Here is a 26,330-nt window from a genome sequence, read left to right as displayed (position 1 = left end):
CTAATTTCAATAGTGATCATTATGATAAATAACCCTGCTGCCGTGGTGCGTCGTCGCGGACGGCCGATTGCCTTCGATCGCGACCAGGTCCTGACCCTTGCGGCCGAGGTGTTCTGGCGCCTGGGTTATGAAGGCGCCTCGATGCCGGAGTTGTCGGCGGCCATGGGCATCACGGTGCAAAGCCTGTATGCCGCGTTCAGGTCCAAGGCCGAGCTTTACCAGCAGGCGCTGGCGCACTACCAGCGCAGCACCGGGGCCTTTGCCGAGCGGGCACTGCGCGAGGAGGCGGATGTGGTGGATGGCTTCCTCCGCCTGCTGCGCGAGGCGGCCCATGAATACAGCCTGCCGGATCGGCCACGGGGCTGCATGATCTCCACCGCGACCCTGACCTGCGCGGTGGAAAACGATGGGATTCGTGAGTTTGTCAGCACCTTGCGGGCCAACACCCTCAAGGCCTTCGAAGCGCATATCGAGCAGGGCATCGCCAGTGGGCAACTGCGCGCCGATACCCAGGCCGCGGCGCTGGCCCGCTATATTGGGGCGATCATTCAAGGCATGTCGGTACAGGCCCAGGATGGCGCGGATTGCGAGACCTTGCTGGCGATCGGCGAGCTGGCGGGGCGGGAAATAGTTCGGGCCAGGGCCTGACGGGCATGCCGGCCAATGCGCGAACCTCAGCGGCTGCCGAGGTCTGCTCCAGCCTGTGAAACGCGGACGAACCGGCGCAGGGTTTCACCTGGCCCGGTGCGGAACTCGGTGGGCCTGGGCTGGCCCTCGTCCGCGGCGATGAAAACGAAGTCATCGCCGTCCAGTCGATAGCTGGCCGGCAAGTGCTTGCCGGTGTCGGCGCCCATGGAATCGACCCAGGTAATGGACTTCGGCGTGGTCCGGGTATCGAGGGTAAAACTACCCGCGAGCAACAACTCGCCCTCAAGCGTCACGACGCGGAACCCTTGCCCCTGGATCAGGGTAAGAGCTCCTGGGGCGCCATGTTCGTCAGGTGGGTTGCTGACCCCGTTGTCCTCGTACTCCACCTGTTCCCAGGCACCTTGAAGCTGTTGCAGGTCGAACTGGTCGTCGCAGGTCATCGTCGTTCGGGCCTTCTGTCTTCGCTGGATAAGAGGGGGGTCAGTTGAAGATGTTGCGACCGATGCAGTACGTCAGCAGGTCCTGGTCGCTCTCGACTTCCAGCTTGCGCATGGCGGAGATTTTCTGCGCGCTGATGGTCTTCGAACTGCGGTTCTGGCTGCGGGCAATGTCACTGACGCTCTTGCCGGAAACGAACAGCCGCAAGATTTCAAACTCCTTGGGCGAGAGCATGGAAATCCGGTCGTCGATGCTCGCGCTGGATTCGATGACCGAGCTCGGCGCAGGTTCCAGACTCTGATAGGAGCCTCTCTCGACGATGGTCTTGAGCGCCACTTGGATTTCATTGTGCAGCTGGCTTTTCTGGATCACCCCGACCACCCCCAGCTCATGCAGGCGCGTGAGGATCAACTGGTTGGAGATCATGGTCAGGATCAGTATCTGCAGGCGCGGGAAGTGGCGCTTGAGGTACTCGACCAGCTTGAGGCCGTCGCCGTAGGGAGAGTCCCCGGGCATGTTGTAGTCGGTGATGACGATATCGACCGGCTGTTGTTCGAGGATCTCGATCAAGCCCTGTGAACTGGTGGCTTCACCGACTATTTCAAAGTCGCTTTCCCGCTCCATCAACTCGCGAACGCCGAGCAGAACAATCGGATGATCGTCGGCGATGACTACTTTAAATTTTTCCATGACTAGCCACTCGTAATACGCCGGTTGGTAGGGAGAAAGAGTAAAGGATTGCGTTCATCAAATCTTGTCGCGTCTCATTCAAGTGCATTAAGAATATCCGTCAAGTTTTGTATCAGGCTTTTCACCTCCAGGGTCACGGAAGAAGTCATCGCGCCTTGCAGTATCCGCGACTCCAGTTCGGCGCAGTTTTTCGCCAGCCCGCTCAACTGCACGGCACCCAGCGCCCCGGCGGCGCTGTGCAGCCGCTCGGCGAGCCGCTTGGCATCTTGGGCGTCGAGGGCGTCCGTCACACTCTGGACATCCTGGCGCATGGTGCTGATGAACAGCTCACGCATTTTCGGGGACAGCTCGATCATTGTGTCGCCGGTTGTGGCAGGAGGCGTTGCATCGATCATCGGTTGCGGTTCCTGGGCAGGCGCATTGGCGCAGAGATTCGACAGGTATTGGTACAGGGTCTGCAGGCTCAAGGGTTTGACCAGCCAGGCACTCATGCCGACGGCCATGCAGCGGGCGCCTTCTTCGCGCATGGCATTGGCCGTGACCCCGACGATCGGAATCTCCCGGTCACGCTCACGCAGGGCACGGGTCAATTCATAGCCGTTGATCAGCGGCATGTTCACATCGGTCAGCACCAGGTCGAACACCTGCGGCTGCCAGAGCTGCAAGGCTTCTTCGCCATTGGAGGCGGCCGTCACCCTGCAGCCCAGGGTTTCGAGTTGTTCCTTGATGATCGCCTGATTGATCGCGTTGTCCTCGGCCACCAGGATATGCAGGCCGAGCTTGCTGCTCAGATCGCATTCGGGAGTGGCGGGGGCGATGGTTTTTCCGTGCAGGGTCAGGGAGACGGCCCTGGCAATGGCCCGCACATCATGCACATCCACGGCGCAAGCTTGCAGTGGCTGGGCGGGAGGGTGCTCGCCGCTGACGCACAGGATTCGGGGGCCGGCCCAGGCGGGCAGGCTGTCGGAGGGTAGAACATCCACCAGCAGGCTGGCCTGGCGCGACTCCTCGACAAAGGCCGGCAATGGCTTGGCGACCACGCCGAGACGATTCAGCCAGTCACAGGTGCTCTGCGTCAGTTCCACGGCGGGAGCCCGCACATACACCGCCTGGGTGGTCGGCAGGATGTCCGCGCAGTCTTCCAGCGCGCCCGGCATGACTTTCAGCCCCAGCCGCAGCGAGAAACTGCTGCCCAGGCCGGGCTCGCTGACCACGCGCATCTGGCCGTCCATCATTTCCGTCAACCAGCGGCAGATCGCCAGGCCGAGCCCGGCACCGGCCTCGCTGGAAGCGTCGCGTACCTGGTAGAAGGTGTCGAACAGGCGTTCCTGTTGCGCCGGCGAAATGCCGATGCCGGAGTCGGTGACCTGCCATTCCAGGCTGGCCTGGCCATCCACGCACTCCAGGGCCCTGACCCGCAGCACGACACGCCCGGTGTCGGTGAACTTGATGGCATTGCTGAGCAGGTTGTTGAGGATCTGCCGGATCCGCACCGGGTCGCCCAGCAGTTGGTCGGGCAATGTCGCATCGACACAGGCGTACAGCAGCAAGCCTTTGTTTTCGGCGAAGACGCTGTAGGCGTGCAGGGCGTCCTCGATCATCTGCAACGGGCAGAACTCCTGGGACTCGATCGCCATCTGCCCGGATTCGATCTTGGAAATGTCCAGGACATCGCTGATCAATTGGAACAGGGTGCTGGACGAGCGCTGGATGGTTTGCAGGTGCTCGCGCTGCCGGGCATCCAGGCGCGTCAGCCCGAGCAGTTCCAGGGTGCCCAGTACGCCGTAGAGCGGGGTGCGTATTTCGTGGCTCATGGTGGCGAGGAACAGGGTCTTGGCTTCGCTCGCCGCAGCGGCGGAGCGTCGGGCCTGCTCCAGCATGGCCGCGCCCTCGATGTGGCTGGTCACGTCGTGGAAGGCACAGAGCAAGGCATCCTCGCCCTGGTAACGGGTGGGCACGAAGCCTACCTGCAGGTGAGTGCCGTCGATGTCCAGGCGGGTTTCACCGGCGACGGACAGATCCTGCCGGCTCTCCAGGGCCGTCCGCAGTTTGGTGCTGCCTTGCCACTGCTGGGCTTTCTGGTTTTCCAGCAGGACCTTGAAGTCCGAGCGGCGCACCACGCACAGGCCAGTGGGCGCGCTATCGATCACGGCCCGGCTGAAGGCCTCGCTTTCGGCGGTGCGTTGATAAGCCTCATAGACCGGTTTGACGATCCGCGACTGATACCGCCGACTGACCAGCCAGCCACAGCCAATGCCGCCGATCAACAGGGCCAGCAGGACTGGCAAGGGCCACAGTGTGTAGTTGAAATAGCTCTTGAAACCGACGGTGTAGAGGGCGGTCCAGGGCTCGGCGGAACCGCTTGTCACTTTGAAGACCATGCCGTCGCCGGTGATGTTCAGCCCGTCATGCAGCGCGACGCCCGGTTGCAGCGAGCCGCTCAGGACCTTTCCGGAGGGGGCGACCAGGGTGACATGGTCATAGGTCGACCATGGCATGAGTCGCTTGATGTCATTGACCAGGTCCATGCTGAACAGCGAGGCAATGCCGACCTGGTTGCCGGCGCCCTGTACGCCTGACCATTGCGGCCCGAGGTGGGCGCTGACATAGGCCAGCAGCCGGACGGGGGCCTCATTGTCTTGCTGTGGGGCAAGGGGTTGCCAATCGACCGCGCCATCGGCCCTCGCTGAATCTTTCGCCAGCAGAAGCTTGAGTGTTTGCAGGACGAGTGCCTTGTTGGGGGTGTCGTTTTTCCAGAGCGGGTCTCGTGAATGCCCGGCTGCTGGAATGCCGATATTGAAGTTGTCCTCGGCGTCGAATAGAAAAAACGGCGGTGACTGGTAATGGGACGTGGACCAGAAAGCGCTGTAATAGTCGGTCAGGTGCGTTCCCAGCTCGGATAGCCTGGCCAAGGTGTCAGGCTCGAGCCTCTGGTGATTGACCGACAGGCTGAAGGGCGTGGAGAAGGCAAACTCCTGGCCCAGGTAGTTGTGCGGCCCCTCTTCGGGCAAGGCGCTTTTCAGGTACGAACCCGAGTCGTTGGCGTGGAGGGGAACCTGGGTGCCTTGCACGGCGACGCCGCGGAGGAAGTCTTGATGTTCGCGGATGTCTTCCATCATCCGCGCAAAGTGCGCCTTGAACCTGTCGTGTTGTTCTTCGAGCAGTTTGTGCGACGACCAGTAACTGATGGCGATCAACAGCAGGGTCAAGCCGAGAAAAATCAACAATCCCTTGTTCAGGCGAGTCGAGTATCGCTTCAGATTCTCGAGAAGCGTGTCCTGGTGGTTCATCACTGGTATCCAAAAAAGCATGAAAAAGTCGAAGCCTTGAGGATTTTACCTTTAAACAACGACTTGTCAGTGATGTGGGGCATGTAATCCTGAAGGGGTGGATGTCCTCGGTTCAGTAACTGGCGGCTGGACCGTCGTTCACCAGCAACTGTTGAAACTGTTCTGAGGGGACCGCGCGCGAGATCAGGAAACCCTGGACCTGGCTACAGTCGATCTTGCGCAACAGCGCCAGCTCTTCGGCGCTTTCCACGCCTTCGGCCACCACGGTCAGGCCCAACTGGCGACCCAGGGCAATGATGCTGGTCAGGGCCTTGGTCAGTTCTTCGCTGGCGTGGCAGCCCTGGACCAGGGCGCGATCGATCTTCAGTTCGGTGAACGGGGTCGAAACCAGGTTCATGTACGAGCTGTAGCCCTTGCCGAAGTCGTCCTGGGACAGGCCGAAGCCCTTGATGCGCAAACGACAGGCACCGGCATAGAAGTTACTGATGTCCTGGGGCACCGAACATTCCATGAGTTCGAAACAGATCTGCCCCGGTACGCCCTGATGCTCCATCACAAAGTCGTACAGGCGGTCCGCCAGGTCGTGGCTGTTGAGCAGGTGGGTCGGCAGATTGATCGACACCGGAATGTCGTAGTCCTGCTGGCGCCAGCGTGCCTGGGCCTGGATTGCCTGGCGCAGGACCAGCCACAGCAGGTCCTCCTCGAGATCGAAGGACTTGAGGGCGGGCAGGAAAGTGTCGGGCAGCTGCATGCCTTGGGTCGGGTGCATCCAGCGGACCAGGGCTTCGGCGGCGACGATGCGGCCGTTGAACAGCGACTTCTTGGGTTGGAACCAGGCCTCGAACTGCTCTTCCTGGATGGCCTGGGCCAGCGCGGCCCGACTGAGCATGGAGGCCGGCAAGGGGCGCGGCGAACTCGGTTGCGAAATGCTCAATTGGGTGGTCAGGGTCTGCAGGGCGGCAAGGTTCACCGGTTTCGAAATCAGGCCGATGACTTTCACCCCGAGGTTCTTGGCAACCAGGCTGGCGCTCATCAGCATGCGCCGCGAAGCCGAGCTCATGATCGCCAGCGCCGGCTTGGAGTGCAGGGCCGCCAGCCTCTGGATGAACTGCACGCCATCCATTCCCGGCATCAGCAGGTCGGTGAGCACCAGGTCGAACTTGCGCCATTTCAAGCGTTCCAGCGCCTCTTCGCCATCCCGTGCGCCTTCCAGGTAATAGGGGCCCAGCTCACCGAACAGATGCTGCAGGTACATGTGCTGGAAGGGATGGTCTTCAACGATCAATATGCTACAAGGCTTCATTCTTCGCTCTTTCATAGGGCGCTAGGTAATTGAACAGGGCGCGTAATGCAAAAGGTTTGACCAGGCAATGGTTCATTCCGGCCGCCAGACATTGTTCTTCTTCTCCACGCATCGCATTGGCCGTGGCGCCGATGATCGGGGCCGTGCAGCCACGGCGTCGCAGCTCCTTGGCCAGTTCATAGCCATTCATCACGGGCATGTTGACGTCGGTGAGGACCAGATCGAACCGCTCGGGATTCCACATCGACAGGGCTTCCTCGCCGTTTGACGCAAGCTCCACGCTGCAGCCCAGCTCTTCCAGCTGATCCCTGAGGATCAGCTGGTTGATGACGTTGTCTTCGGCCACCAGCACGTTCAGGTCCAGTTGTTTCAACGTCCAGTGTTCGTTGTGGTTCTCGGCCTTGGCCACCCACAGCCCCTGGGCCTGGCTGACCGCCTGATGAATGGAGCGCAGGTGGTTCAGGTTCACGTGCCAGCACCCGGTACGAACCTGGGGTTCGTTATTGCCGGTGCCGGTGGCGAGGATCAGCGGACCCGGCCAGTCGGGTTGCAGGCGTTGTTCCAGTTCGCCGGGGTGAACCTCGACCAGCAGGCAGTCGCTGGTCGGGGCGATCTTCGAGGGATGACAGAGTTGCACCCGCGCGCCCCACTGGCGCAGCCAGCCGCCGATGGATTCCGCCAGTTCCCGCACGCTGGACATCACATAGATGGTTTCCGGCAGCAGCTGCGTGGCAGGCAGAGCGACCGGTCCATCGATCGCCGCTTCCAGGGGCAGGGTGAGGGAGAAGCTGCTGCCCAGCCCCAGTTCGCTGACCATGCGCAGGCTGCCGTTCATCAATTGGGTGAGGCGCTGGCAGATCGGCAGGCCCAGGCCGGTGCCCGCCACCACGTTGGCGTTGCCGCCGGTTTGATAGAAGGGTTCGAAGATCAACGGCTGATGATCCAGGGCAATGCCTTTGCCGGTGTCGGAGACCTGCCACAGGATGCTGGAGCGCTCGCCGTCGCGGCTCAGCAGGTTGACCCGCAGCACGATGCGCCCCAGGTCGGTGAACTTCACCGCGTTGTTCAGCAGGTTGCTGAGGATCTGCCGGATGCGGGTGACGTCGCCGATCAGTCGCTCGGGGATTTTCGGGTCCACGCAGGAGTAGAGCAGCAGGCCCTTGTTCGACGCTGCCGCGGAATAGCCCTGGATCAGCTCGTGGACCAGGTCCAGTGGCGAGAACTCATTCAGCTCCAGGGCCAGTTGCCCGGCTTCGATCTTCGACACGTCCAGCACATCGCAGATCAACTGCAACAGGGTCGAGGAGGAGTATTCGATAGCGCGCAGGTAGTCGCGCTGCTGGGTATCCAGCCGGGTGCGGGCGAGCAGCTCCAGGGTCCCCAGCACGCCATACAGCGGCGTGCGTATTTCATGGCTCATGGTGGCGAGGAACAGGGTCTTGGCTTCGTTGGCCGCGTCGGCCATCTGCCGGGCTTCTTCCAGCGCGGCTTCCACCTGCTTGCGCGCGCTGATGTCGCTGAAGGCGCAGAACAACACGTCCTCGCCCTTGTAGCGGGTAGGCGCGGAGCTCAGGTAAAGGTGGCGCCCGTCGGTGGTCTCGAAGTAGTCGAAGCGGTTCGGTTCGTGGCTCTTGAAGGCTTGCTGGATCCAGCCGGCGCAGAGTATTTCCCGTTCGATGCCGTCGCCCAGCCACTGCTGCGCCAGGGTGTTTTCCAGGACCACCTGGCCATCGGTACGGCGCAGCACGCACAGGGCCACGGGCGCGGTCTGGATCACGTCGCGGCTGAACAGCTCGCTCTCGACCAGGGCCTGGATACGGCTCAGCGCGGGGGTGATGAAGCGGTGCTCGATGCGCCGGGTCAGCAGGCAGATCAGGCTGATGCTGAACAGGCAGAACACCAGGGCGCCGGCCAGCTGGGGCCAGAGCGCGCTCAGCAGGGCCCGCAGGCTGAAGGAATAGACCAGTTGCCAGTCCGAGGTCATCAGTTGCTTGCGGATCACCAGGTGATCGGGCCACCAGCCACTGCCGACAAACCCGAAGAAGTTGCTGCCTTGCAGTTGCTGCAGGGCCTGGCCCAGGCGCCCGGCCGGGGTGTTGGTGAACAGCAGCGCGCCTTCGGAGTTGAACATCATGAACTCGCCGGCGCTCTGGTCGCTGAGGGCCTTGAGCACTTCCCGTCCATCCATTTCCAGGCCCAGCCAGCCGGAGTCATCGGAGCGCTCGTCGAGCCGGGTGAAAATGTACAGCTGCGAAGTCTGGGTGGACTGGTCGGTGAGCCACAGCTCGTTGGTGTCCGGACGCTCCCCATGGTTGAGCGCCTCCAGCTTGGAGAGGATGGTCCTGGGCAGGTTGGGGGAGGTCGGGTTGCTGCTGTAGAGGCGCATGACCCGGGCCTCGGGGCCGGAGCTTACATAGAGCAGGTTGACCTGCTTGGCCTTGAAGTATTCGCGCATGCGCTGGCTCAGCCAGATGCTCCAGGGGTCATCGACGTCGCCCAGTTGCAGGTGCAGTTCTTCGCTGGAGGGCAGGTACACCAGGGCCTGGGCCTGCTTGGAGCGGCGCACCGCGGACAGGCTGAGGCTTTCCAGCAAGGCCTCGCGGCTGGTGAAAAAGGTCTGTGCTTCGGCGATGGCGCTGCTCATGTAGCCGCGGCGCCGGGAAATGTCGTTGCTGAGGGTGGAGTTGAGGAAGTTGTAGACGGCACCGAGGATGCCGACCAAAAGAATGAGCGCGAAAAGACGCAGTAACCTGCTGGCGGCTTCTGGACTGGAAAATAGAGGACTGATCTGATGAAGGTAGGTCTTTAATCTCATAGACCCACTCTAAATAAAGCCTCAAAAATCCGGGATAGGACGATCCTTAAAGTCGCTGGTATTTCGCCGCCTCCAGCCCTGTTCAGGGCGAAAAAAAACCTGGCATGGGCGCCAGGTTTTTTTGCTGTGGTGCGGCTCGCGACAGCAGGCTCAGACCATCGCCAGTCGTTGCTTGTGCAGTGGCGCAGAGAAGGCCTGGTCGATGGCCGCCAGGTCTTCGTCGTTCAGGCGCAACTCGGCCGCCTCGGCGTTCAGCCGGACATGTTCGGGGTGCACCGCCTTGGGAATGGCGATCACGCCGTCCTGGCGCAGGACCCAGGCCAGGGAAATCTGGGCGGTGGTCACGCCATGGCGTTCGGCGACCTGCTGTAGCGTGGGGTGACGCAGCAGCTTGCCGGCCTGGGCGATAGGGCAGTAAGCCATGAGCGGCAAAGGCTGCTGTTGCGCGGCGGGCAGCAGGTCGAATTCGATGCCGCGTTCTTCGATGTTGTACAGCACCTGGTTGGTGGCGCAGGCCGGGCTCGCCAGCTCCTCGAGGTCATCGAGGTCGAAATTGGACACGCCCCAGCGGCCGATCTTGCCGTCTTCGCGCAGGCGCTCGAAGGCCTCCACGGTTTCCTCCAGGGGGTACTGCCCACGCCAGTGCAGCAGGTACAGATCGATGTAGTCGGTGCCCAGGCGGCGCAGGCTGCGGTCGCAGGCTTGGGGAATGCCTTTGCGGCTGGCGTTGTGCGGGTACACCTTGCTGACCAGGAACACCCGGTCGCGCTGGCCGGTGATGGCGGCGCCGACCACTTCCTCCGCGCCGCCCTCGGCGTACATCTCGGCGGTGTCGATCAGGCTCATGCCTCGTTCGATACCGGCCTGCAGTGCGGCAATCTCGGCGTTGCGCTGGTGGCGCTCCTCGCCCATGCGCCAGGTTCCCTGGCCAATCACCGGGACGGGCACGCCCGCCAGCTCGAGTGTTCGCATGACAATCTCCTGAAAGGGTTAGCAAGGACCCAGAGAAGCAAAGGCAAGGGTGTCGGTCAAGGTAACGAAAAGAGGGAGGGAATCTTTTATATTCATTTAAGGAATAAAATAACTACTATTTATTCCTTTTAATATCAAAAGGCACAGAGCACCTTAGAGCCCTGCACGGCGATGCGCCAGTGCCCACCCCAGACAGGAAGGCCCACCATGACCATCAAGGCAATCAACGTTCGCAACCAGTTCAAGGGCATCATCAAGGAGATCCATGAAGGCCAGGTGGTCTCGGAAATCGATGTGCAGACCGCCTCGGGCATCGTCACTTCGGTGATCACCACGCGCTCGGTGCGCGACCTGGAATTGAAGGTCGGCAGCGAGGTCATCGCCTTCGTCAAATCCACCGAAGTGTCGATCGCCAAGCTCTGAGACCTTTGGTCCCGACCCCGCGTCATGCCCCGCACCGCGCCTGCGACCCTCGCCGAACCCCGCCACAGGGCTCGGGCGAGGGTGGCAAGCCGCCTTTCCCGAGAAAAGTCGGGCCTCCTTAGAATGATTATTTCTTTGGGTTATTGAATGCGCTGATTCGCGCATATCCATCGCAGCGGAAAACATGCTCTTGTCATGAGCTTGTACGTCATGAAATCCATCCTGCTGCTAAAGCGGAAAATCCCGCATGAGCGGCTGCGCTGAAGCTGCCCCGGCAGTCGCTGTTGCTGTTCGATCGGCATCTTGTGCGGCGTTCGCCACTCCCTAGAATCCGCCCCATCAGCTTCGTCCAACTATCGAATCGCTTAGGGAGTCTCACCATGATGAATGCCATGCAGATGCAAATGCCGATGAACGCCAACATGCCGATGATGCCGATGATGGGCATGCCGATGATGATGGCGACCATGAGCTGCGAAATGATGGACGACGGCATGCTGTGCAAGATGATGCCGGCCGCGGGTATGGACATGGCCATGTTCAAGAACAGCGCGCAAATGATGCAGATGATGATGAACTGCGGCATGCCGATGATGATGCACTGCGCCAACATGAGCATGATGTGCATGTCCCAGGCGAGCATGGCCATGCCGATGATGGGCGCCATGATGCCAATGCCGATGATGGGCATGCCGATGCCGTCGATGAAGTGCGTGATGGAATGCACCCTCGAAGCCGACTGCATGATGTGCAAGATCATGCCGATGGCCGGCATGAACATGGACATGATGAAAAGCTGCTGCGCCCTGATGATGAAGATGATGAACGACTGCGGCATGCCGATGATGATGAGCTGCAACGGCATGCCGATGATGTGCTGCACCTGCTGACTTCTAGCAGCGGCACAAAAAAGCCCGGCCGGGATAATCCCGCCGGGCTTTTTCATTGGGGTTTTATATTGCGGCTGGCATCAGTCCAGGCGCTCCGGATAGGTCACCACCAGGTAGGCCACCGCTTCGCTGTCGGCCGGGTTGCGGTAGCGGTGCGGCTGGTCGGCGTAGAACAGGATCGAGTCGCCGGTGGAGAGCAGGTAGCGTTCTTCATTGACGCTGATTTCCAGCACGCCCTGGGACACCACCAGGTTTTCCTGGACCCCCGGTCCGTGTCCTTCGGACTGGTCTTCGCCGAGCGGGCTCAGGCGCAGTTCGTAGAATTCCGACTGGCGCGCCACGTCGAAGGGGAACAGGGCACGGCTGACAAAGGCGCCGCTGGCGCTGACCAGGCGTTTGCTCTGGCTCGACGGCAGTACCGCCACGCCTTCGAAGGCGCGGTGTTCGAGAAAGGCCGCGACCGACACCTTCAGGCCCTTGGCGATCTTGCACAGCACCTTGATCGACGGCACGCTGCGCCCGGATTCGATCTGCGCCAGCATCGCCCGGCTGACCCCGCACTGGCGGGCCAGGGCATCCAGGGACAGATGACGCTTGCTGCGCAGGCGTTGCAGGTTCTGCGCGACCCGTTGGCTGATGGGGTCTTCTTCCTGAGTTTCCAGGTGGGTCAAGTCAAGGCTGGGTTCGTCGGCGCTCGCCAGAAAGCGCGAGGGTTCCTGGGCGCTCACGCGTTGTATGTCCTGGTCGGCCGGGCCGCCTGAACCCACTGGAACGCCTGGTAACCGGCATTGCGCGCATACATCTCCCACATCGCCCGGGCCAGCTGCTGGGCCTGCTTGCGTTTGCGGAACTGGGCGAAGTCGATAAGGTTGTCAGTCGGTTTCATAAGGCACTTCACTGTCGTGACCAATGGGCGGGATGAGCTGAGAGTACGTGGTTATTTTTATAACCATAAATACTGATTATTTATTTATTAATTCATTTTGGTTCTTGAGAGCGCTTCTGCAGAAGTGACGCAGTCGGGGCGGCCTGATGACCAAGATTCACATGCTGTGCGATGCCAATGGCGTGCCTTAGCACTTCCTACTTTCAGGCGGGCAGGTCAGCGATATCGCGTATGCCCAGCCGCTGCTGGATGAGGCTTACATTTCAAGCCTGCGCGGCCGTCCCTGCAAACGCTGTCGATGGCTACTGGCTGACAAGGGTTATGACGCAGAGGCCTTGCGCCGTTACTGCGATCGTTATCGGATGCAGCCAGTGATCCCGTTGCGAAGCATGAAGCGAAAGCCTCGACCGGGTTTGCCCAGGTTGTTTGATCGGCCCAAATACCGGCAGCGCAATATTATCGAGCGCATGTTCGGATGGCTGAAGGAGAACCGCCGTATCGTTACGCGCTTCGACAAGCTCGCGAAAAGTTTGCCGCGATGGTCTCATTGGCCTGTGCCATGTGGTGTTTGCGACATTACTTTTCGTACAGAGCCTAGTCCAATAGGTTGCGAAGCGCCGGGGAGGTAGTTCTTGAGTACATAGTTATCCATCTTGAACTGACGGTTTTCCTGCTCCAACTGCCGGATACGCTGCTGCTCAGAGGTCAACGGCTTACCCATCCCCGACCAGCCCTAACTGCTCGGCTTCGTACTGTTGTCCCCAGCACCGAACGGCCGTATCACCAATATCAAGGTCACGACAAACCTGTGAAACGCCCAGGCCCTTGTCCTTGATCATCCTCATGACTTCCAGCTTGAAGCTGTCGTCGAATGTTCTGCGTTTGTCGGTCATGAAAAACTCCTCGATAGATGCATTCTCCATCTATCGAGGAGTTCCGTTTCATCAAGGCGCTGGAAACAGGTTTGGTCCAAAAATATCCGCATCATCAATGGGGCCTTGGCCCCAGATGTTCGTCATCACTGGAGGGACCAAGGACTGAACCTGAGTCGACAGGATATTCCAAACGGAGAGTCCGGTCGCCGCTTGCAGGTACCCAGCTTGTTGAACACCAGACCAGTTAGATCCGTTAGAGGAGGTGACGTACAGAAGTTGCCCATCCGGCTGGCTATTGCTACCAACGCCCTGGAAGAAGACGTAAAGCTGGTTGTTGTAAACGATCGCCGCCGGACTCGAACTCGCTATCTCGTTTGAGCCCGAACTGGGAATAATATAATGAACGCTTGGGCTGTAGCTGCTGCCATTAAATATGACATAGCTGAGCGTATGGTTCGGTGACGCGAAGAAGCAATAGATGTTGCTGTTAAACACCACCGCAGAAGGCGACTGGTTAGCCATCAGCCCCATAGCTTGCCCTGTGGCCCCGTTCACAAGTTGCTTGTCGCCGGACCAGGTCAGTGGGCCGGCAGGGTTGCAGGGCGCGCTGTTGCACCAAAGCTGACTGTCGGTGCCAGATGAGGTGCCACTGGTGCCCGTGTGGAAGAGGTAGATCGTATTGTTAAACACGACGGTCGATGGGGAATCCCAAATGCCCGTACCGGGGACCTTGTACAGGGTGCTCCAACTGCTTCCGTCGGCAGACCATAGGTAGTAGGGGACATCTGCCTCTTTCGATGCGGGCATGAATACATAGAGGAGCTTGTCCGAGACCAACAGATTCGGACACCACGACAGAATGGCATTCTGACCGGAGTAATAGGTTGAGGAGACGGCGGGGACCACCTGGTGTTGCGTGCTCCAGCTGAGTTGGCCGTTGTAGGCTACGTAGCACAGCTCGCCGTTATTGCCGGCCCCCTCATACAGCACCCAGAGGGCGTAGTTGTTGAGCAGGACCGCCGCTGGCGATCCGGACATGGAGACACCGGTCACCTGAGCGATAGAACCCCAAGTGCTTCCGTTGAGCACGGAGTAGCAGAGCCCGCCACTATTGTTCGAGGTCTGGTAAAAGACATAAAGCTCACCCCCATAGACCGCGGCTGATGGCGAAGCGGAGATGACGGGATAGCCTGGTATAGGAGCGTTAGGAGTCCAACTGCTACCATCGAATATATTGTAATACACCCCCCAGTCATCACCGCCCTGGTAGAAGAGATAGAGCTGATCGTTGTACACGACGGCAGACGGTGAAGCCTCCCCTCCACCAATGGACGGTTTGACCTGTCCTTCCCACGTCGACCCGTTACCGGAGGTGTTGTAGCACCAACTTGCGCCAACACCCTGATAGAAAACATACAGTTCATTGTTGAAAACCACTGCGGACGGCGAGTTTTCCATCAGTACTTCGCCCGCAGAGTTTATCCAAACTGGCGAGGCCCAACTGCTCGTGCTCGGATTGTAGGTCACATAGCAGAGCTGCCCGTTATTGCTGGCCCCCTGGTAGAAAACGTAGATCTCGTTATTAAACACGACCGCGGACGGCGTCCCGGAGAGCGTGACACCGGGGATCTGGGTCTCAGGCAACCAGACGGCCGCCCCACCGGCGTTGCCGTTACACCACAATTGACCACCTTGATTGTAGAAGCTGTAGATCACATTGCCGAAGTTCACCGCACACGGCGATGCCGACAGTACCTGCGGATTCACCTGGATGTCACCGGTCCAAGTGGTGCCGTTAAACGTGTCGAACCAGAACTGCCCATTAGCGTTGCCCCCCTGGTGAAGGGCGTAGAGTTTGTTGTTGCTCACAGCGACCGCAGGTGAGTAGGTGATATTCAGGTTTGGCACCTGAGTGTCCCCGGACCAGCTTCCAGAGCTCGACAGGCAGTCGTAGAAAAGGTCATAGCCGGGCTGTCCACCTCCTTCGCCCTGGTGGAAGACATAGAGTTGGTTGTTGTACACGACAGCTGCCGGTGAGTAGGAGATACCAACGCCGGGGACCTGGGTATCTCCAGACCAGGTTCCAGCGCTCGACAGGCAGTCATAGAACAGATAACTATCGGGTTGTCCGCTTCCTTCGCCTTGGTGGAAAACGTAGAGTTGGTTGTTGTATGCGACGGACGCCGGCGCGAACGAGATACCCACACCGGGAACTTGGGTATTGCCGGACCAGGCTCCAGCAGTCGACAGACAGTCATAGTACAGCCCGCTATTGCCCTGCCCACCCGCGCCGCCTTGGTAAAAGACGTAGAGCTGGTTATTGAAAACAACTGCCGAAGGTGAGTACGACAGGCTAACGTTGGCTACCTGAATCGGGGACGAACAGGTTCCCGTGGCGGTATCGAAGATCACATACCAAAGCTGCCCGGAGACGGTGTTATCGGCGGTCTGGTAAAAGATGTAGAGCTGGGCCGAGGTGGCCCCGCTCGGTGTGAACATGACGGCCGAGGGGGTGTACATGAGGCCGATGGTGTTGAGCTGGGTGGCCGATGACCACCACCCGACAAGGTAGGACGATGTCCACGCATTGGTGGTGGTGGTACAGGTGGTATAGCAGAGCTGCCCCTCCTGCTGGAAGAAGGAGTAAAGCAGCGTGTCGGAGACGGCGACCACAGAAGGTGACGCGGACAGGCTAATCGGGCTTGCGGTGCTTGGCGAAGACCAAGTCGACTGGACAGTGCCAACACTTTGGTAAAGGTAGCCACTTTGCCACGAGCCCTGATACATGCAATACAGCTGATTGTTGAATTCCGTGGCGCTCGGGCTGCACGACATTTGGGCGCCGCTCAGCGTCGTAGTTGGCATCCAGTTGCTGCCATCACTTCCACTATACTGCAGTTGTCCATTTGATCCTGGGCCTTGCCAGAAGCAATACAGTTCATCGTTGAAAATGACGGGGGCGGGGGAGTTTGAGAGCCTTATCGGGGCCATTTGGGTGTCGCCGGCCCAGCTGCTGCCATTGAAAGCGTTGACATAGATATTCCGAGAGTTTCCGGAGCCCTGATGGAGCACAAGCAGTTCACCGTCGTACACGATGGCGCATGGCTCGGCACTAATGCCCCCGCTGCTGTCGGTGTTATTGGAGCTGCTCCAGTTTCCGTTATACGTGCTGTACCACAGTTGCCCATCGTTACCACTGCCCTGGTACAGGACATACAGCTCGCCGTTGTACACCGCGGCGGCCGGCGAAACAGACATACCAACGCCCGCTACCTGCTTGTCGGCCGCCCAACTGGTGCCATTGAACACGCTGTACCACAGTTGTCCATTATTACCCCCGCCCTGGTGGAACACGTAGAGCTGGTAGTTGAACACGACGGCGCACGGCGAACAGGAAATACCCACATTATCAACCTGAATGGCGTCAGACCAGGTTGTTCCATTGAACACACTGTAATAGAGCCCGGTGGTGGTGCTCCCGAGAGGCGTGCCCTGGTAGAAGACATACAACAGATCGTTGAACACGACTGCGGAGGGCCCGAACTCTGGGGTGAATTTGGTGGGTTCTGGCGTATCGGTGAGGCAGAGGCCAGACTGAACCAACGTCGTGCTTGCGGACCAGCCGCTCCCACTGCAAGTAGAATACTGGAGTATTCCCCCGCTCTGGGTGAAAACATAACTCACGTTGTTGTAGTTGACGGCTGACGGGGCATCCGTTATCGCGTTAGCCAACTCTAGGCCCTCCAGTGCTGGGCCAATACCCCATGTTTTAGCGGCATCCGTGCCTTCGGATTTCACTATGCCAAAACTAATTTTCCCTGCTGTCACTGCCGCAGTTTCCCCACCATCAATAAATACGAAACCCAGGTCTGCGGCCACCATTTCCGCCACAGTGACTGTCGCCGTGATACCAAATGCCATGATATTTCTCCTTGTTTTCGCGAAAGCCAATGGACTTTGCGTCGCCCGTCCGTGGCCGTCATATTGCCGACACCTAAATGCCGGAGAGCCATACACGTTTATCGCCGAGATGTAGAGGTTTTCAGGTCGTTGCACCGGGACTATCCGCAGTGTTGCGAATAAGCAGTGGCCAGCCGTATGTCGTATTGATTCTTTGCGTAATCGGGTCCGTTGTAGGCAGCTGCAAAAACGGCCCAGTCCTTCGTCCTCAACGCGTCACGGAACGGAGGTCGATCGATGAACTGCACGAATGCCGCCAGCTGTTCATCTGCTCCCGCACGATGTGCTTCGGCGAAGTCGCGCACTGTCGAAAAGCCGCATGTGGGATAGTTGAAGCCCATTAGCTGGAACGTCCCCCAACTGGCGGACTTCAATGCCGCGTCGTGGTCCAGGGCCATAGCGGCATTAAGTCTGGCCCATTCTCCTTCCAGCGAACCGGCATACTTGGACTTGTCCCAGTGCGGATAACTCAGGTCGGGAGCAGTGGCATCGAAGCGCCCGTTCGTAAGTCGGTGAAAGATGTGCCCCTCGAAGAGCACCTTCGGTTCATTGGACGGCGATGGAAGGAAGCCACTGCCAGCCGACTCAACGCTGGCGACGGCCTGCAAGCATGCGACTTCTACACCAAGATTTTGTGCCGATGCGGTCCATGCCTGATCTGAGATAATTAGACTCATGCTCGTTTCCTCTAAGGTAATGGTGCAGGTGAACTCGTGCCGTTGCCGGTGGAGTCGCTCGGCGCAGTGGCAACTGGCAGATGAAGGGTGGCTGACGTCTGTGGAGTCCCTGAGGGTATTGACAGCGTGTACTGGGCCGGCGGCAGGTACACGGTCTTGTCGGGCAGGTTGAACTGATAGTGATGGAAGAGCGTGGCGCAGATCAGTCCTGCTCCAAGCACAACCAGAACGATGCCGGGAGAGGACGTGTTCAGCGCTACCTTCAATTGCGGTGTTTCTCCGCTGAGGGAGGTGGCTGGCTCTTGTAATCGACCCAGCACGAAGACCGCACCGACCAGACACAGCACCATTCCGGTCAAGAAGCCGAGGTTCAGCAACGAGGCTTGGCGCAGAATCACCGCGTTGGTGGCCTGCTCTCTTGCTCGAAGCGTTTCACGCTCGAGAGTCACCAGGGCATTCCATCGCATCAGCTCGGCCTTGGCTGTGCTTTCTAAGTCGTCAAAGGACGCCGATGCTTCCTCGACTTCAGGGGCAGTTTGCAGCTCGACGCGCATCAGGTGTATCTGGATAAAGCTGCTCAGAAAGAACAGAAGCCCCATCACAGCAATGGCTCGAGTCATAAAGGGGAGGACCTTCAATTGCCATTGGTCGTTGGTCGCCGGCAGTGTTTCGATGGGAGCGTTCATGGTCCGTTTCTCTCCTCGCAATTGAGACGTTGCACTGCGAACCTCTCGGTGTGGTGTCATGCAGATAGCCAGCTGTAACATCAGCTCCGTTGCTATCGACTTTCAGCCGCCTTTCCCCTGCACCTGGAGCCAGTGGATGACGGCATACCGCGGGGCGGTAATGAGCTCGCCAGAGGATTTGGTTCGACGATCAGGAGGCTAGTTCGAGCGTTTGGAACCTCGCTAGTACCAACGACGTTTCCACTGCTCTCGTATCCTGAACCGCAGACATCGACGTCGGCGCCAACACTGCAAAACAGTGCGCCGGGATGTCGACGTGGCGATCAAGTTGGGAAAGCCTTTGGCTCGGATGGTGGATCCACGCCAAACAGCGGACTCGGTAGGGGGACTTTCTTGTCGTCTGACTTGCAGAGCCCTGTATTATCGGTCGCTGAATCACCGTGGTGCTCAAGGGGGGGAGGGCGAGGCCCAAACGCCAGCACCAGAACACTGCTACAGACACCGAGTCAGTTCAGCGGCATTCAACAAGTGGTGTAACAGACTCACCGGGATTGAGTCGTCGCTGATTGCTCGGTTCAAGGAGCTGTAGAACGAGAACCAGCGATGGGGCGACTCGATGTGGCAGAGTGCAGGATTCAGTGCCCGAGCATTAGCTCAAGACTTCCGCCGCTTTGGGCAGTTTACCTGCGATGCCAAGATTGCGGCACAGGACATCACTGGCCAACTGGATTGCCTGCTCACATAATTTCAATGCCCATTCGAACGGGGCTTTCCACGCCTTGGCATAGGCATGCCAAGTAATCCCCAGGGTATGAGCGCGAGCCAAATCTGAACAAGGGCGACGACCACTGCCCTGGCACTTTTGACAGGGCCCGGAACGTCCATGAACAAGCTGATACCCGGCTCCCCGACATATCGAGCAAATCACCGCGGTACTCAATTCGCCCAACACGCCACGAGTAAGGCGTTGATAGACGGAGCTGGGAGAGGGCCATCGTTGTTCTTTAGCCACTTCCATTGCGCTTCGATAGGAAGTAAGGCTACTTGCCGGGCTTTGCGAGCGATGCTTAAACGCGGTCAGCTCGAGTTCCGCTATGTCATGAGTCAGCTGGGTAGTTAAAGCCTGAATTGCACGTACCTTGCATTGGTCCAGAACTTGCCGCAACAACATTCGCTCTATATCTCGTTTGTTGTGGGATGCGCTATCCGGCCACCAAACGTAGCAGAACAACTCTCGAGAGAATTCATCGTTGATCATCCTCAATGCAGCTGATACTTCTCGTGAGGATAATCCTGAATAGCCTCTCTGAATTACGCTCCATTCTGAACTGTTTTGACCCATGCAGCACTGTAAAGTACGACCGTCCATAGTCCTCTCCATAGAAGTCACAGCAACTCGGATGTCGTCCTGCCGGGCTCACTCACCATGGCGTTCGATAGGTCTCCGCTCGAGCGCTAGACGAAGTCGTTACCCCATAGGCAACCCGCTCAGGGACACAGATGGACATCGTGCTGAGAGCAATGAATGGGAGACCCAAAAGAGTGATTTCAGGCCTCACGCCTGGTGAACTTGCCGGAGGAGCTGGTCCGACGGTGAGGACGCTAGTTCGAGGTTTTGGAACCTTGCCAGTACCAATGCGTTGGCTCTGCGAGCTCGTGGACGTCGCAATCTGTGCGAGTCCAGTAAGCGCAAAGTTGTTGCTGATATTGACCGTGACCAGTTGTGCGCGAGGACCACGCAGGCAGAATGCAGTGGGAGTAAGAAACGCTTCCGTTAATGGCCGACCTCGGTAACTTCAAGAGCCAGGGGGGCTGTCCCGGGCCGGGTGGACACTGACTCAAGGTGGATAATGTCCACCGCAAGGAGTGGTCATGACCCAGGCCAGACGTTTTCCCGAATCCTTCAACCGCGAGGCGGTAGATCAGGTACTCGCCGGTACACCACTTCGTCCTATAGCCGAGGCGCTGGGCATCGCTGAAAGCCTGTTGGGCAAATGGAAGTGCCAGTACGAACAGCAAGGTGACGGTGCTTCTCCGGGTACTGGCAAGCAGCGCGGTGAGAGTGCCGAGCTTCGTCGTCTGCGCCAGCAACTGGCCTAGGTCACCATGGAGCGCGATCGTAGCGCCTTCAGCGCCCTTCGTGCTGGCGGCGATAGGCTCCCGGCTGCACCCCCACGGCCTTGGCGAAGGCCCGGGTAAAGGCCGCGACCGATTGATAACCCACCGCCGCACCGACCTGTTCCACGGTATGGTTGGCCTTGAGCAACTGGCAGGCATGGCGCATGCGCAGCGCCAGCAGGACCTGGCCCGGGGATTGCCCGGCCAGTTCGTTGAAGCGCTTGAAGAAGGCCGAGCGCGACAGCCCGGTGCAGGCCGCCATGCTTTCCAGGGGCCAGGGTTGTTCGGGGTGCTCGATCAACTGCTCCAGCAGCGCGGCGAAGGCCGGATGGCGGGCCAGCGCCACCAGCCCGCCGAGGCCCTGGTTGTCGGCCACTTGCTGGCGCAACACATAGAGGAACAGCAGGTGGCTCAGGCGTTCCAGCAGCGCCGAGGAGGGCGCGGGCGTGCGCTGGCATTCTTCCAGGATCAGCTCGAACAGGGCCCGGGCCGCGCTCAGGGACGGGTCGCCAGCGCGCAGCACTATCCAGTCCGGCAGGCCGTCGATGATCAGCGACGACAGCCCGGACCTGAAGTGGAAGAAGCCGCAGACCAGACCTACGCCATCCTCGGCGCTGACATCCAGCGCCTGCATGGCCATGCGTGGCAGATCAAGAGCGGCGCCATGCTGTTCGGCGCTGGACAGGCGATAGTCCAGGTCGCGCAACAGGAACACCGCGTCCCCGGCATCCAGGCGCTGGGCCTGCTCCTGGCCTTCGACATGCAGCCAGCAATGCCCCTGCACTATCAGGTGGAAGCTGGCCCGGGCCAGGCCGTGGGTGCTGGCGTGCCAGCCGCCGCAGTAGCGGCCGACATGGAACAGGCTGGCGTCGAGTTCGAGGCTTTCTAATAACCAATCAACCAGTGGGCTGGACGAAATCATCTAATGGAAACACTCAGGAGCAAGTAATCGCTACTTTAGAATATGGATCGGAATTCTTATAACCAACAGACTGGCCGGACACCTACACAACAGGAGTCCACCGCATGTCGCGCATCACTCTACACACTCTGCAAAGCGCTCCCGAAGCGGCCCGGCCGTTTTTGCAGAACGCCCAGAACAACTCGGGCTTCATCCCCAACCTGCTGGGGATCCTGGCCAATGCCCCGGCGGCGCTGGAGACCTACATTAGGGTATCGGAGCTCAATGGCAAGGCCGAGCTGAGCCTGGCCGAACGGGAAGTGGTGCAGTTGGTGGCCGCCACCACCCATGGTTGCGATTTCTGCGTGGCCGGGCACAGCGCGGTGGCGCAGAACAAGGCCAAGCTGCCGGACGAGGTGATCAGCGCGTTACGTGAACAGGCCCCTTTGCCGGAGGCAAAACTGCAGGCGCTGGCCGCCTTCGCCGCCGAGGTGATCGCCACCCGCGGCAACGTCAGCGAGCCGACATTCGCGGCGTTCAAGGCCGCCGGCTACAGCGAAGGCAATGCCCTGGAAGTGATTCTTGGGGTGAGCCTGGCGACCCTGTGCAACTTCGCCAATGTGTTCGCCCGCACGCCGCTCAACCCGGAACTGGCCAAATACCGCTGGCAAGCGCCGCAGCAGTGATGCAGCGGCTGGATTCAAGGCAGGGCCCTGTGGCCGATGCCGCGTAGAAAAGGAGAAAACCACATGCTCGACCCCGCATTGAGTCAATGGCTGGACGCCGAGGCCCAGGCCCTGGATCTGGGCCACTGCGACCCACAGCAGGTGCTGGCGCGACTGGCCGAGGCGCAGGTGCTGCGCATCGGTATTCCGGCCGGGCAGGGCGGCAGCGACGGCGACCTGGGCGCGGCCGTGGAAGCGGTGGCCGCGGTGGCCAGCCATTCCCTGGCGGCGGCCTTTGTGTTCTGGGGCCAGCGGGCCTTTATCGAATACCTGCTGCAAAGCCCCAACGCGGCCTTGCGCGAGCGTCTGCTGCCGGACCTGCTCAGCGGCGAACTGGCGGGGGCCACCGGGCTGTCGAACGCCATGAAGTTCCTCTCGGGCATCGAGGCCCTGCAGGTCCGCGCGTTGCCACAAGCCGGCGGCTGGCGTCTGAACGGGCGCCTGCACTGGGTCACCAATCTGCGCAAGAGCGGTTTTGTGGTGGCCGCGGCCATCGAGCACGAGCAGGGCGGCGCACCCTTTATCCTGGCGATCCCCGCGGCCCTGGCTGGCCTGCAACGCTCCGAGGACTTGCAACTGATGGGCTTGCAGTCGAGCAATACCGCGGCGCTGGAACTGCAACAGGTCGAGGTCGGCCACGACTGGTTGCTGCACGAGGACGCCAAGGCCTTTCTGCCGGCGGTGCGCCCGGCGTTTCTCGGCCTGCAATGCGGCATGGCCATCGGCCTGGCGCGGCGCGCGCTGGATGAAGTGCAAAGCCATCTGCACAGCGGTCGTTCGATTCTGCGCGAGCCTTTCGAGGAGCAGCGCCAGCAGTTGGAAGAGAGTGTCGACCAGCTCAAGCGTGGCCTGTTGGACGGACGTTTCCTGAGCCAGCCAGCGGCGCTGTTCCGCCTGCGCATCGCCCTGGCCGAAGCCGCCGCCAACGCCGTGCAGCTGGAGTTGCAGGCCAGCGGCGGCAAGGCCTACCTGAGCGAGCATGGCAGCGGCTTTGCCCGGCGCTGGCGCGAGTCGGCCTTCGTGCCGATCGTCACCCCGAGCCTGGTGCAATTGCGCGCCGAGTTGCGGCGTCAGGCCCGGGACGCGGTGGCATGAGCGCGGCTCTGCTCGAAGCCCGGCAGATCAGCCTTGGCTATCCCGGTGAACACGGCTGGCAGGCGGTGCTGGAAGGTTTCGACCTGCGCTTGCAGCCAGGGGAGGTGGTGTCGATTCTTGGCCCCAGCGGCGTCGGCAAGTCCAGCCTGTTGCGGGTCCTGGCCGGCTTGCAGGTGCCCCAGGGCGGCAGCGTCAGCCTGCTGGGCCAGGCCCTGGACGGGCCGCATCCGAGGGTGGCCGTGGCTTTCCAGGACCCCAGCCTGCTGCCCTGGCTGAATCTGGAACACAACGTCGCCTTCGGCCTCGACTTCGCCCGCCAGCCGGCGCTGAGCGCCCGGCAACGCCAGGTGCGGATCGACCAGGCGATCGCCGAGGTCGGCTTGCAGCATGCCCGCGGGCATTACCCGGCGCAGCTGTCCGGCGGCATGGCGCAACGTACCGCGTTGGCCCGTTGCCTGGCGCGCCAGCCGCAGGTGCTGTTGCTCGACGAACCCTTCGGCGCGCTGGACGAAGTGACCCGCGCCGACATGCAGCAACTGCTGCTCAAGGTGATTGCCGAGCACCGCACCGCGGCGCTGTTGATCACCCACGACATCGACGAAGCCCTGCTGCTTTCCGAGCGGATCCTGCTACTGGGTAACAGCCCGGCGCGGACCCTCGGCGAATGGCGCATCGACCTGCCTCAGCCGCGCGCCGAGCTGGTGGAAGAACTGGGCGCCCTGCGGATCGAGATTCTCAAAACCCTTCGGCGGGCGAGCCGCGCTCCACAGCCCCAAGCCTTACCGCAGCCTGTGTAGGAGCGAGGCTTGCCCGCGAAAAATCTCAACGTTGACGGGGTGTCTGGAGCCCTGCGCCGCACTGACGTTTTTATCGCGAGCAAGCTTCGCTCCTACAGGAAGCGGTGTTGAAGGCTGGGTTCAACCCCTTGCCCGAATTGTCGGAGATACACCATGTGCCTGGATGACTTCACCCATAGCCGTCGCGACTTCCTCAAACTCAGTGCCTTGCTCACCGCTGGCGGCGCCTTGCCGTTGCTCAACAGCCTGCAGGCCCGCGCCGCCGCAGAGCCGGACGCGCCGGTGCGCATCGGCTACCTGCCGATCACCGACGCCACGCCACTGCTGGTGGCCCATAACAACGGCCTGTTCGAGGCCGAGGGCATCCGCTCCGAGCGCCCGGTGCTGTTGCGCAGTTGGGCGCAGGTGATCGAGGCCTTTATTTCCGGGCAGGTCAATGTGATCCACCTGCTGTCGCCAATGACCGTCTGGGCCCGCTACGGCAGCAAGGTGCCGGCCAAGGTGGTGGCCTGGAACCACGTCGGCGGCTCCGGTCTGACCGTGGCGCCAGGCATCACCGAGGTCCGGCAACTGGGCGGGCAGGCGCTGGCGATTCCGTTCTGGTATTCGATCCATAACGTGGTGGTGCAGCAGCTGTTGCGCGACAACGGCCTGACCCTGGTCAGCCGGCCGGCCAGCAGCCCGCTGGCGGCCAACGAGGTCAACCTGCTGGTGCTGCCGCCGTCGGACATGCCGCCGGCCCTGGCCAGCAAGCGCATCGCCGGCTACATAGTCGCCGAGCCCTTCAATGCCCTGGCCGAGGAGCTCAAGGTCGGCCGGGTGCAGCGCTTTACCGGGGATATCTGGCGCAACCACGCCTGCTGCGTGGTGTTCATGCACGAGCAGGATTTAAATAACCGCCCCGAATGGTCGCAGAAGGTGGTCAACGCCATCGTCAAGGCGCAGCTGTGGACCCGCGACAACCGCGCCGAGGCGGCCAAACTGCTGTCCCGGGACGGCGCCAACCGCTACACCCCGCACGCGCCCCAGGTGCTGAGCCGGGTCCTGGCGCCGAGTGCCAGCGAGCGCCAGCAGTACCTGGCCGACGGCGCGATCCAGCACGCGCAGTGGGACGAGCAGCGCATCGACTTTCAGCCGTACCCGTTCCCCAGCTACACCGAGGAACTGGTCAAGCGCCTCAAGGACACCCTGATCGAAGGCGACAAAGGCTTCCTGGCCAGCCTCGACCCGCAGCACACCGCCCGCGACCTGGTGGACGAGCGCTTTGTGCGCAACGCTATCGCCGCGGTCGGCGGGCTAAAGGCGTTCGGCTTGCCCGACAGCTTTGAACGCAGCGAGGAGTTCAGCCTCTGATGGCCAAGCGATCCGCATCGAGCCGGCCTTGGCTCCTGGGCGTGGCGGGGCTGCTGTGCCTGCTGCTGTTGTGGTGGCTGGGCGTGCGCCTGTTCGGCAGCGCCGACGGGCTGGCGGCGCGCTTTTCGCCGGCGGCGACCCTGGCCAGCCTGCTGGAGCTGCTGGGCCGTGCCGAGCTGTATGAGCATGTGCTGGTCAGCCTCAAGCGCATCCTGGTCGGCCTGGCCCTGGCCTTGCTGGTCGGCGTGCCCCTGGGCCTGCTGATCGGCAGCTACCGCCACCTGGAGGCGGCCACCACCCCGGCGTTCCAGTTCCTGCGGATGATCTCGCCGCTGTCGTGGATGCCGGTGGTGGTGATGCTGATGGGGGTAGGGGACCAGCCGATCTACTTCCTGCTGGCCTTCGCCGCGATCTGGCCGATCCTGCTCAACACCGCGGCCGGGGTGCGCCAGCTCGACCCGCGCTGGCTGCAACTGAGCCGCAGCCTCAGCGCCACCCGCTGGGAAACCCTGCGCAAGGTGATCCTGCCCGGGGTGCTGGGCCATGTGCTGACCGGCGTGCGCCTGGCCATCGGCATTTTGTGGATTGTCCTGGTGCCCTGCGAAATGCTCGGCGTCAGCGCCGGCCTGGGCTATTTCATCCTCGATACCCGCGACCGCCTGGCCTATTCGGAACTGATGGCCATGGTGCTGCTGATCGGTGCCCTGGGCTTTGTCCTGGACAGCCTGGCCCGTGGTCTGCACCGACGCTGGACGCACTTGCCGTAACGCCGCGACGGGCGCATTGTC

Annotated in this window: 23 protein-coding genes and 1 pseudogene; 10 read left to right on the top strand and 14 right to left on the bottom strand. The window is 60.9% G+C overall.

Annotated features, from left to right (window positions below; translation table 11 throughout):
• The first annotated feature begins 21 nt into the window (after positions 1-21).
• Positions 22-648 carry a TetR/AcrR family transcriptional regulator gene (locus ACTJKT_RS02165; protein ID WP_440786025.1) on the top strand — a complete coding sequence of 209 codons (627 nt, stop codon included), beginning with the start codon at positions 22-24 and terminating at the stop codon, positions 646-648.
• Positions 649-674: 26 nt separating this feature from the next.
• Here the strand turns inward: ACTJKT_RS02165 and ACTJKT_RS02160 are convergent, their stop codons facing one another.
• From ACTJKT_RS02160 to ACTJKT_RS02135, 6 genes are all read right to left on the bottom strand, one after another.
• Positions 675-1,088 carry a TIGR03067 domain-containing protein gene (locus ACTJKT_RS02160; RefSeq protein WP_440786024.1) on the bottom strand — a complete coding sequence of 138 codons (414 nt, stop codon included), beginning with the start codon at positions 1,086-1,088 and terminating at the stop codon, positions 675-677.
• A gap of 40 nt (positions 1,089-1,128) precedes the next feature.
• On the bottom strand, positions 1,129-1,776 hold the full coding sequence (locus ACTJKT_RS02155) for a response regulator (RefSeq protein ID WP_440786023.1): 648 nt from the start codon (positions 1,774-1,776) through the stop codon (positions 1,129-1,131).
• Between the two features lie 74 nt (positions 1,777-1,850).
• Entirely contained in the window at positions 1,851-5,066 is a 3,216-nt protein-coding gene (locus tag ACTJKT_RS02150; protein ID WP_440786022.1) for a response regulator, read from the bottom strand.
• A 112-nt stretch (positions 5,067-5,178) separates the two neighbouring features.
• Entirely contained in the window at positions 5,179-6,369 is a 1,191-nt protein-coding gene (locus ACTJKT_RS02145; protein ID WP_440786021.1) for an EAL domain-containing response regulator, read from the bottom strand.
• Positions 6,356-9,184: a response regulator gene (locus tag ACTJKT_RS02140; protein WP_440786020.1), complete on the bottom strand. Its 2,829-nt coding sequence runs from the start codon at positions 9,182-9,184 to the stop codon at positions 6,356-6,358. Before ACTJKT_RS02140 ends, ACTJKT_RS02145 begins: the two co-directional genes overlap by 14 nt.
• Before the next feature lie 150 nt (positions 9,185-9,334).
• Positions 9,335-10,156: an aldo/keto reductase gene (locus tag ACTJKT_RS02135; RefSeq protein WP_440786019.1), complete on the bottom strand. Its 822-nt coding sequence runs from the start codon at positions 10,154-10,156 to the stop codon at positions 9,335-9,337.
• A gap of 207 nt (positions 10,157-10,363) precedes the next feature.
• Here ACTJKT_RS02135 and ACTJKT_RS02130 point away from each other — a divergent pair, with 207 nt between their 5' ends.
• Positions 10,364-10,579: a TOBE domain-containing protein gene (locus ACTJKT_RS02130; protein ID WP_009044054.1), complete on the top strand. Its 216-nt coding sequence runs from the start codon at positions 10,364-10,366 to the stop codon at positions 10,577-10,579.
• 380 nt (positions 10,580-10,959) lie between these two features.
• On the top strand, positions 10,960-11,469 hold the full coding sequence (locus ACTJKT_RS02125) for a hypothetical protein (RefSeq protein ID WP_016705135.1): 510 nt from the start codon (positions 10,960-10,962) through the stop codon (positions 11,467-11,469).
• Between the two features lie 80 nt (positions 11,470-11,549).
• On the opposite strand, the gene ACTJKT_RS02120 is transcribed toward ACTJKT_RS02125, so the two are convergent.
• Entirely contained in the window at positions 11,550-12,140 is a 591-nt protein-coding gene (locus ACTJKT_RS02120) for a helix-turn-helix domain-containing protein (RefSeq protein WP_440786063.1), read from the bottom strand.
• A 53-nt stretch (positions 12,141-12,193) separates the two neighbouring features.
• The gene (locus tag ACTJKT_RS02115; protein ID WP_189635865.1) at positions 12,194-12,355 is read right to left on the bottom strand and encodes a hypothetical protein; all 162 of its coding nucleotides are present in this window, start codon (positions 12,353-12,355) and stop codon (positions 12,194-12,196) included.
• 128 nt (positions 12,356-12,483) lie between these two features.
• Between ACTJKT_RS02115 and ACTJKT_RS02110 the strand changes: the two are divergent.
• Positions 12,484-12,953 (top strand): annotated as a pseudogene (locus ACTJKT_RS02110) (IS5 family transposase); the annotation flags it as partial.
• Between the two features lie 115 nt (positions 12,954-13,068).
• On the opposite strand, the gene ACTJKT_RS02105 reads toward ACTJKT_RS02110, so the two are convergent.
• From ACTJKT_RS02105 to ACTJKT_RS02085, 5 genes are all read right to left on the bottom strand, one after another.
• The gene (locus ACTJKT_RS02105) at positions 13,069-13,248 is read right to left on the bottom strand and encodes a transposase (RefSeq protein WP_440786018.1); all 180 of its coding nucleotides are present in this window, start codon (positions 13,246-13,248) and stop codon (positions 13,069-13,071) included.
• A gap of 51 nt (positions 13,249-13,299) precedes the next feature.
• A complete protein-coding gene (locus tag ACTJKT_RS02100) occupies positions 13,300-17,151 on the bottom strand; it encodes a hypothetical protein (protein ID WP_440786017.1) in 3,852 nt (1,283 codons plus the stop codon).
• 140 nt (positions 17,152-17,291) lie between these two features.
• Complete coding sequence (locus tag ACTJKT_RS02095; RefSeq protein WP_440786016.1) at positions 17,292-17,867, bottom strand: N-acetylmuramidase family protein; 576 nt, start codon at positions 17,865-17,867, stop codon at positions 17,292-17,294.
• Between the two features lie 11 nt (positions 17,868-17,878).
• Positions 17,879-18,553 carry a hypothetical protein gene (locus ACTJKT_RS02090; RefSeq protein ID WP_440786015.1) on the bottom strand — a complete coding sequence of 225 codons (675 nt, stop codon included), beginning with the start codon at positions 18,551-18,553 and terminating at the stop codon, positions 17,879-17,881.
• A 649-nt stretch (positions 18,554-19,202) separates the two neighbouring features.
• Complete coding sequence (locus tag ACTJKT_RS02085) at positions 19,203-19,922, bottom strand: hypothetical protein (RefSeq protein WP_440786014.1); 720 nt, start codon at positions 19,920-19,922, stop codon at positions 19,203-19,205.
• 503 nt (positions 19,923-20,425) lie between these two features.
• On the opposite strand from ACTJKT_RS02085, the gene ACTJKT_RS02080 reads away from it, so the two are divergent.
• A complete protein-coding gene (locus tag ACTJKT_RS02080) occupies positions 20,426-20,653 on the top strand; it encodes a transposase (RefSeq protein WP_440786013.1) in 228 nt (75 codons plus the stop codon).
• Between the two features lie 28 nt (positions 20,654-20,681).
• Here ACTJKT_RS02080 and ACTJKT_RS02075 read toward each other — a convergent pair whose 3' ends face one another.
• Positions 20,682-21,593: a cupin domain-containing protein gene (locus ACTJKT_RS02075; protein WP_440786012.1), complete on the bottom strand. Its 912-nt coding sequence runs from the start codon at positions 21,591-21,593 to the stop codon at positions 20,682-20,684.
• A 104-nt stretch (positions 21,594-21,697) separates the two neighbouring features.
• Here ACTJKT_RS02075 and ACTJKT_RS02070 point away from each other — a divergent pair, with 104 nt between their 5' ends.
• From ACTJKT_RS02070 to ACTJKT_RS02050, 5 genes are all read left to right on the top strand, one after another.
• The gene (locus ACTJKT_RS02070) at positions 21,698-22,258 is read left to right on the top strand and encodes a carboxymuconolactone decarboxylase family protein (protein WP_440786011.1); all 561 of its coding nucleotides are present in this window, start codon (positions 21,698-21,700) and stop codon (positions 22,256-22,258) included.
• Between the two features lie 63 nt (positions 22,259-22,321).
• A complete protein-coding gene (locus ACTJKT_RS02065) occupies positions 22,322-23,392 on the top strand; it encodes an acyl-CoA dehydrogenase family protein (RefSeq protein WP_440786010.1) in 1,071 nt (356 codons plus the stop codon).
• A complete protein-coding gene (locus ACTJKT_RS02060; protein WP_440786009.1) occupies positions 23,389-24,189 on the top strand; it encodes an ABC transporter ATP-binding protein in 801 nt (266 codons plus the stop codon). The genes ACTJKT_RS02065 and ACTJKT_RS02060 overlap by 4 nt, the downstream gene beginning before the upstream one ends.
• Positions 24,190-24,342: 153 nt before the next feature.
• Positions 24,343-25,542, top strand: coding sequence for an ABC transporter substrate-binding protein (locus ACTJKT_RS02055; RefSeq protein ID WP_440786008.1), 1,200 nt, complete (start codon positions 24,343-24,345; stop codon positions 25,540-25,542).
• Positions 25,542-26,309: an ABC transporter permease gene (locus ACTJKT_RS02050; RefSeq protein ID WP_440786007.1), complete on the top strand. Its 768-nt coding sequence runs from the start codon at positions 25,542-25,544 to the stop codon at positions 26,307-26,309. Before ACTJKT_RS02055 ends, ACTJKT_RS02050 begins: the two co-directional genes overlap by 1 nt.
• Positions 26,310-26,330 lie beyond the last annotated feature (21 nt).

This window comes from Pseudomonas sp. 22526 (genome assembly GCF_052044735.1).
Classification (GTDB): Bacteria; Pseudomonadota; Gammaproteobacteria; order Pseudomonadales; family Pseudomonadaceae; genus Aquipseudomonas; species Aquipseudomonas piscium.
Note: the sequence above shows the minus strand (reverse complement) of the source record. Positions and strands in the feature narration are given on the sequence as shown.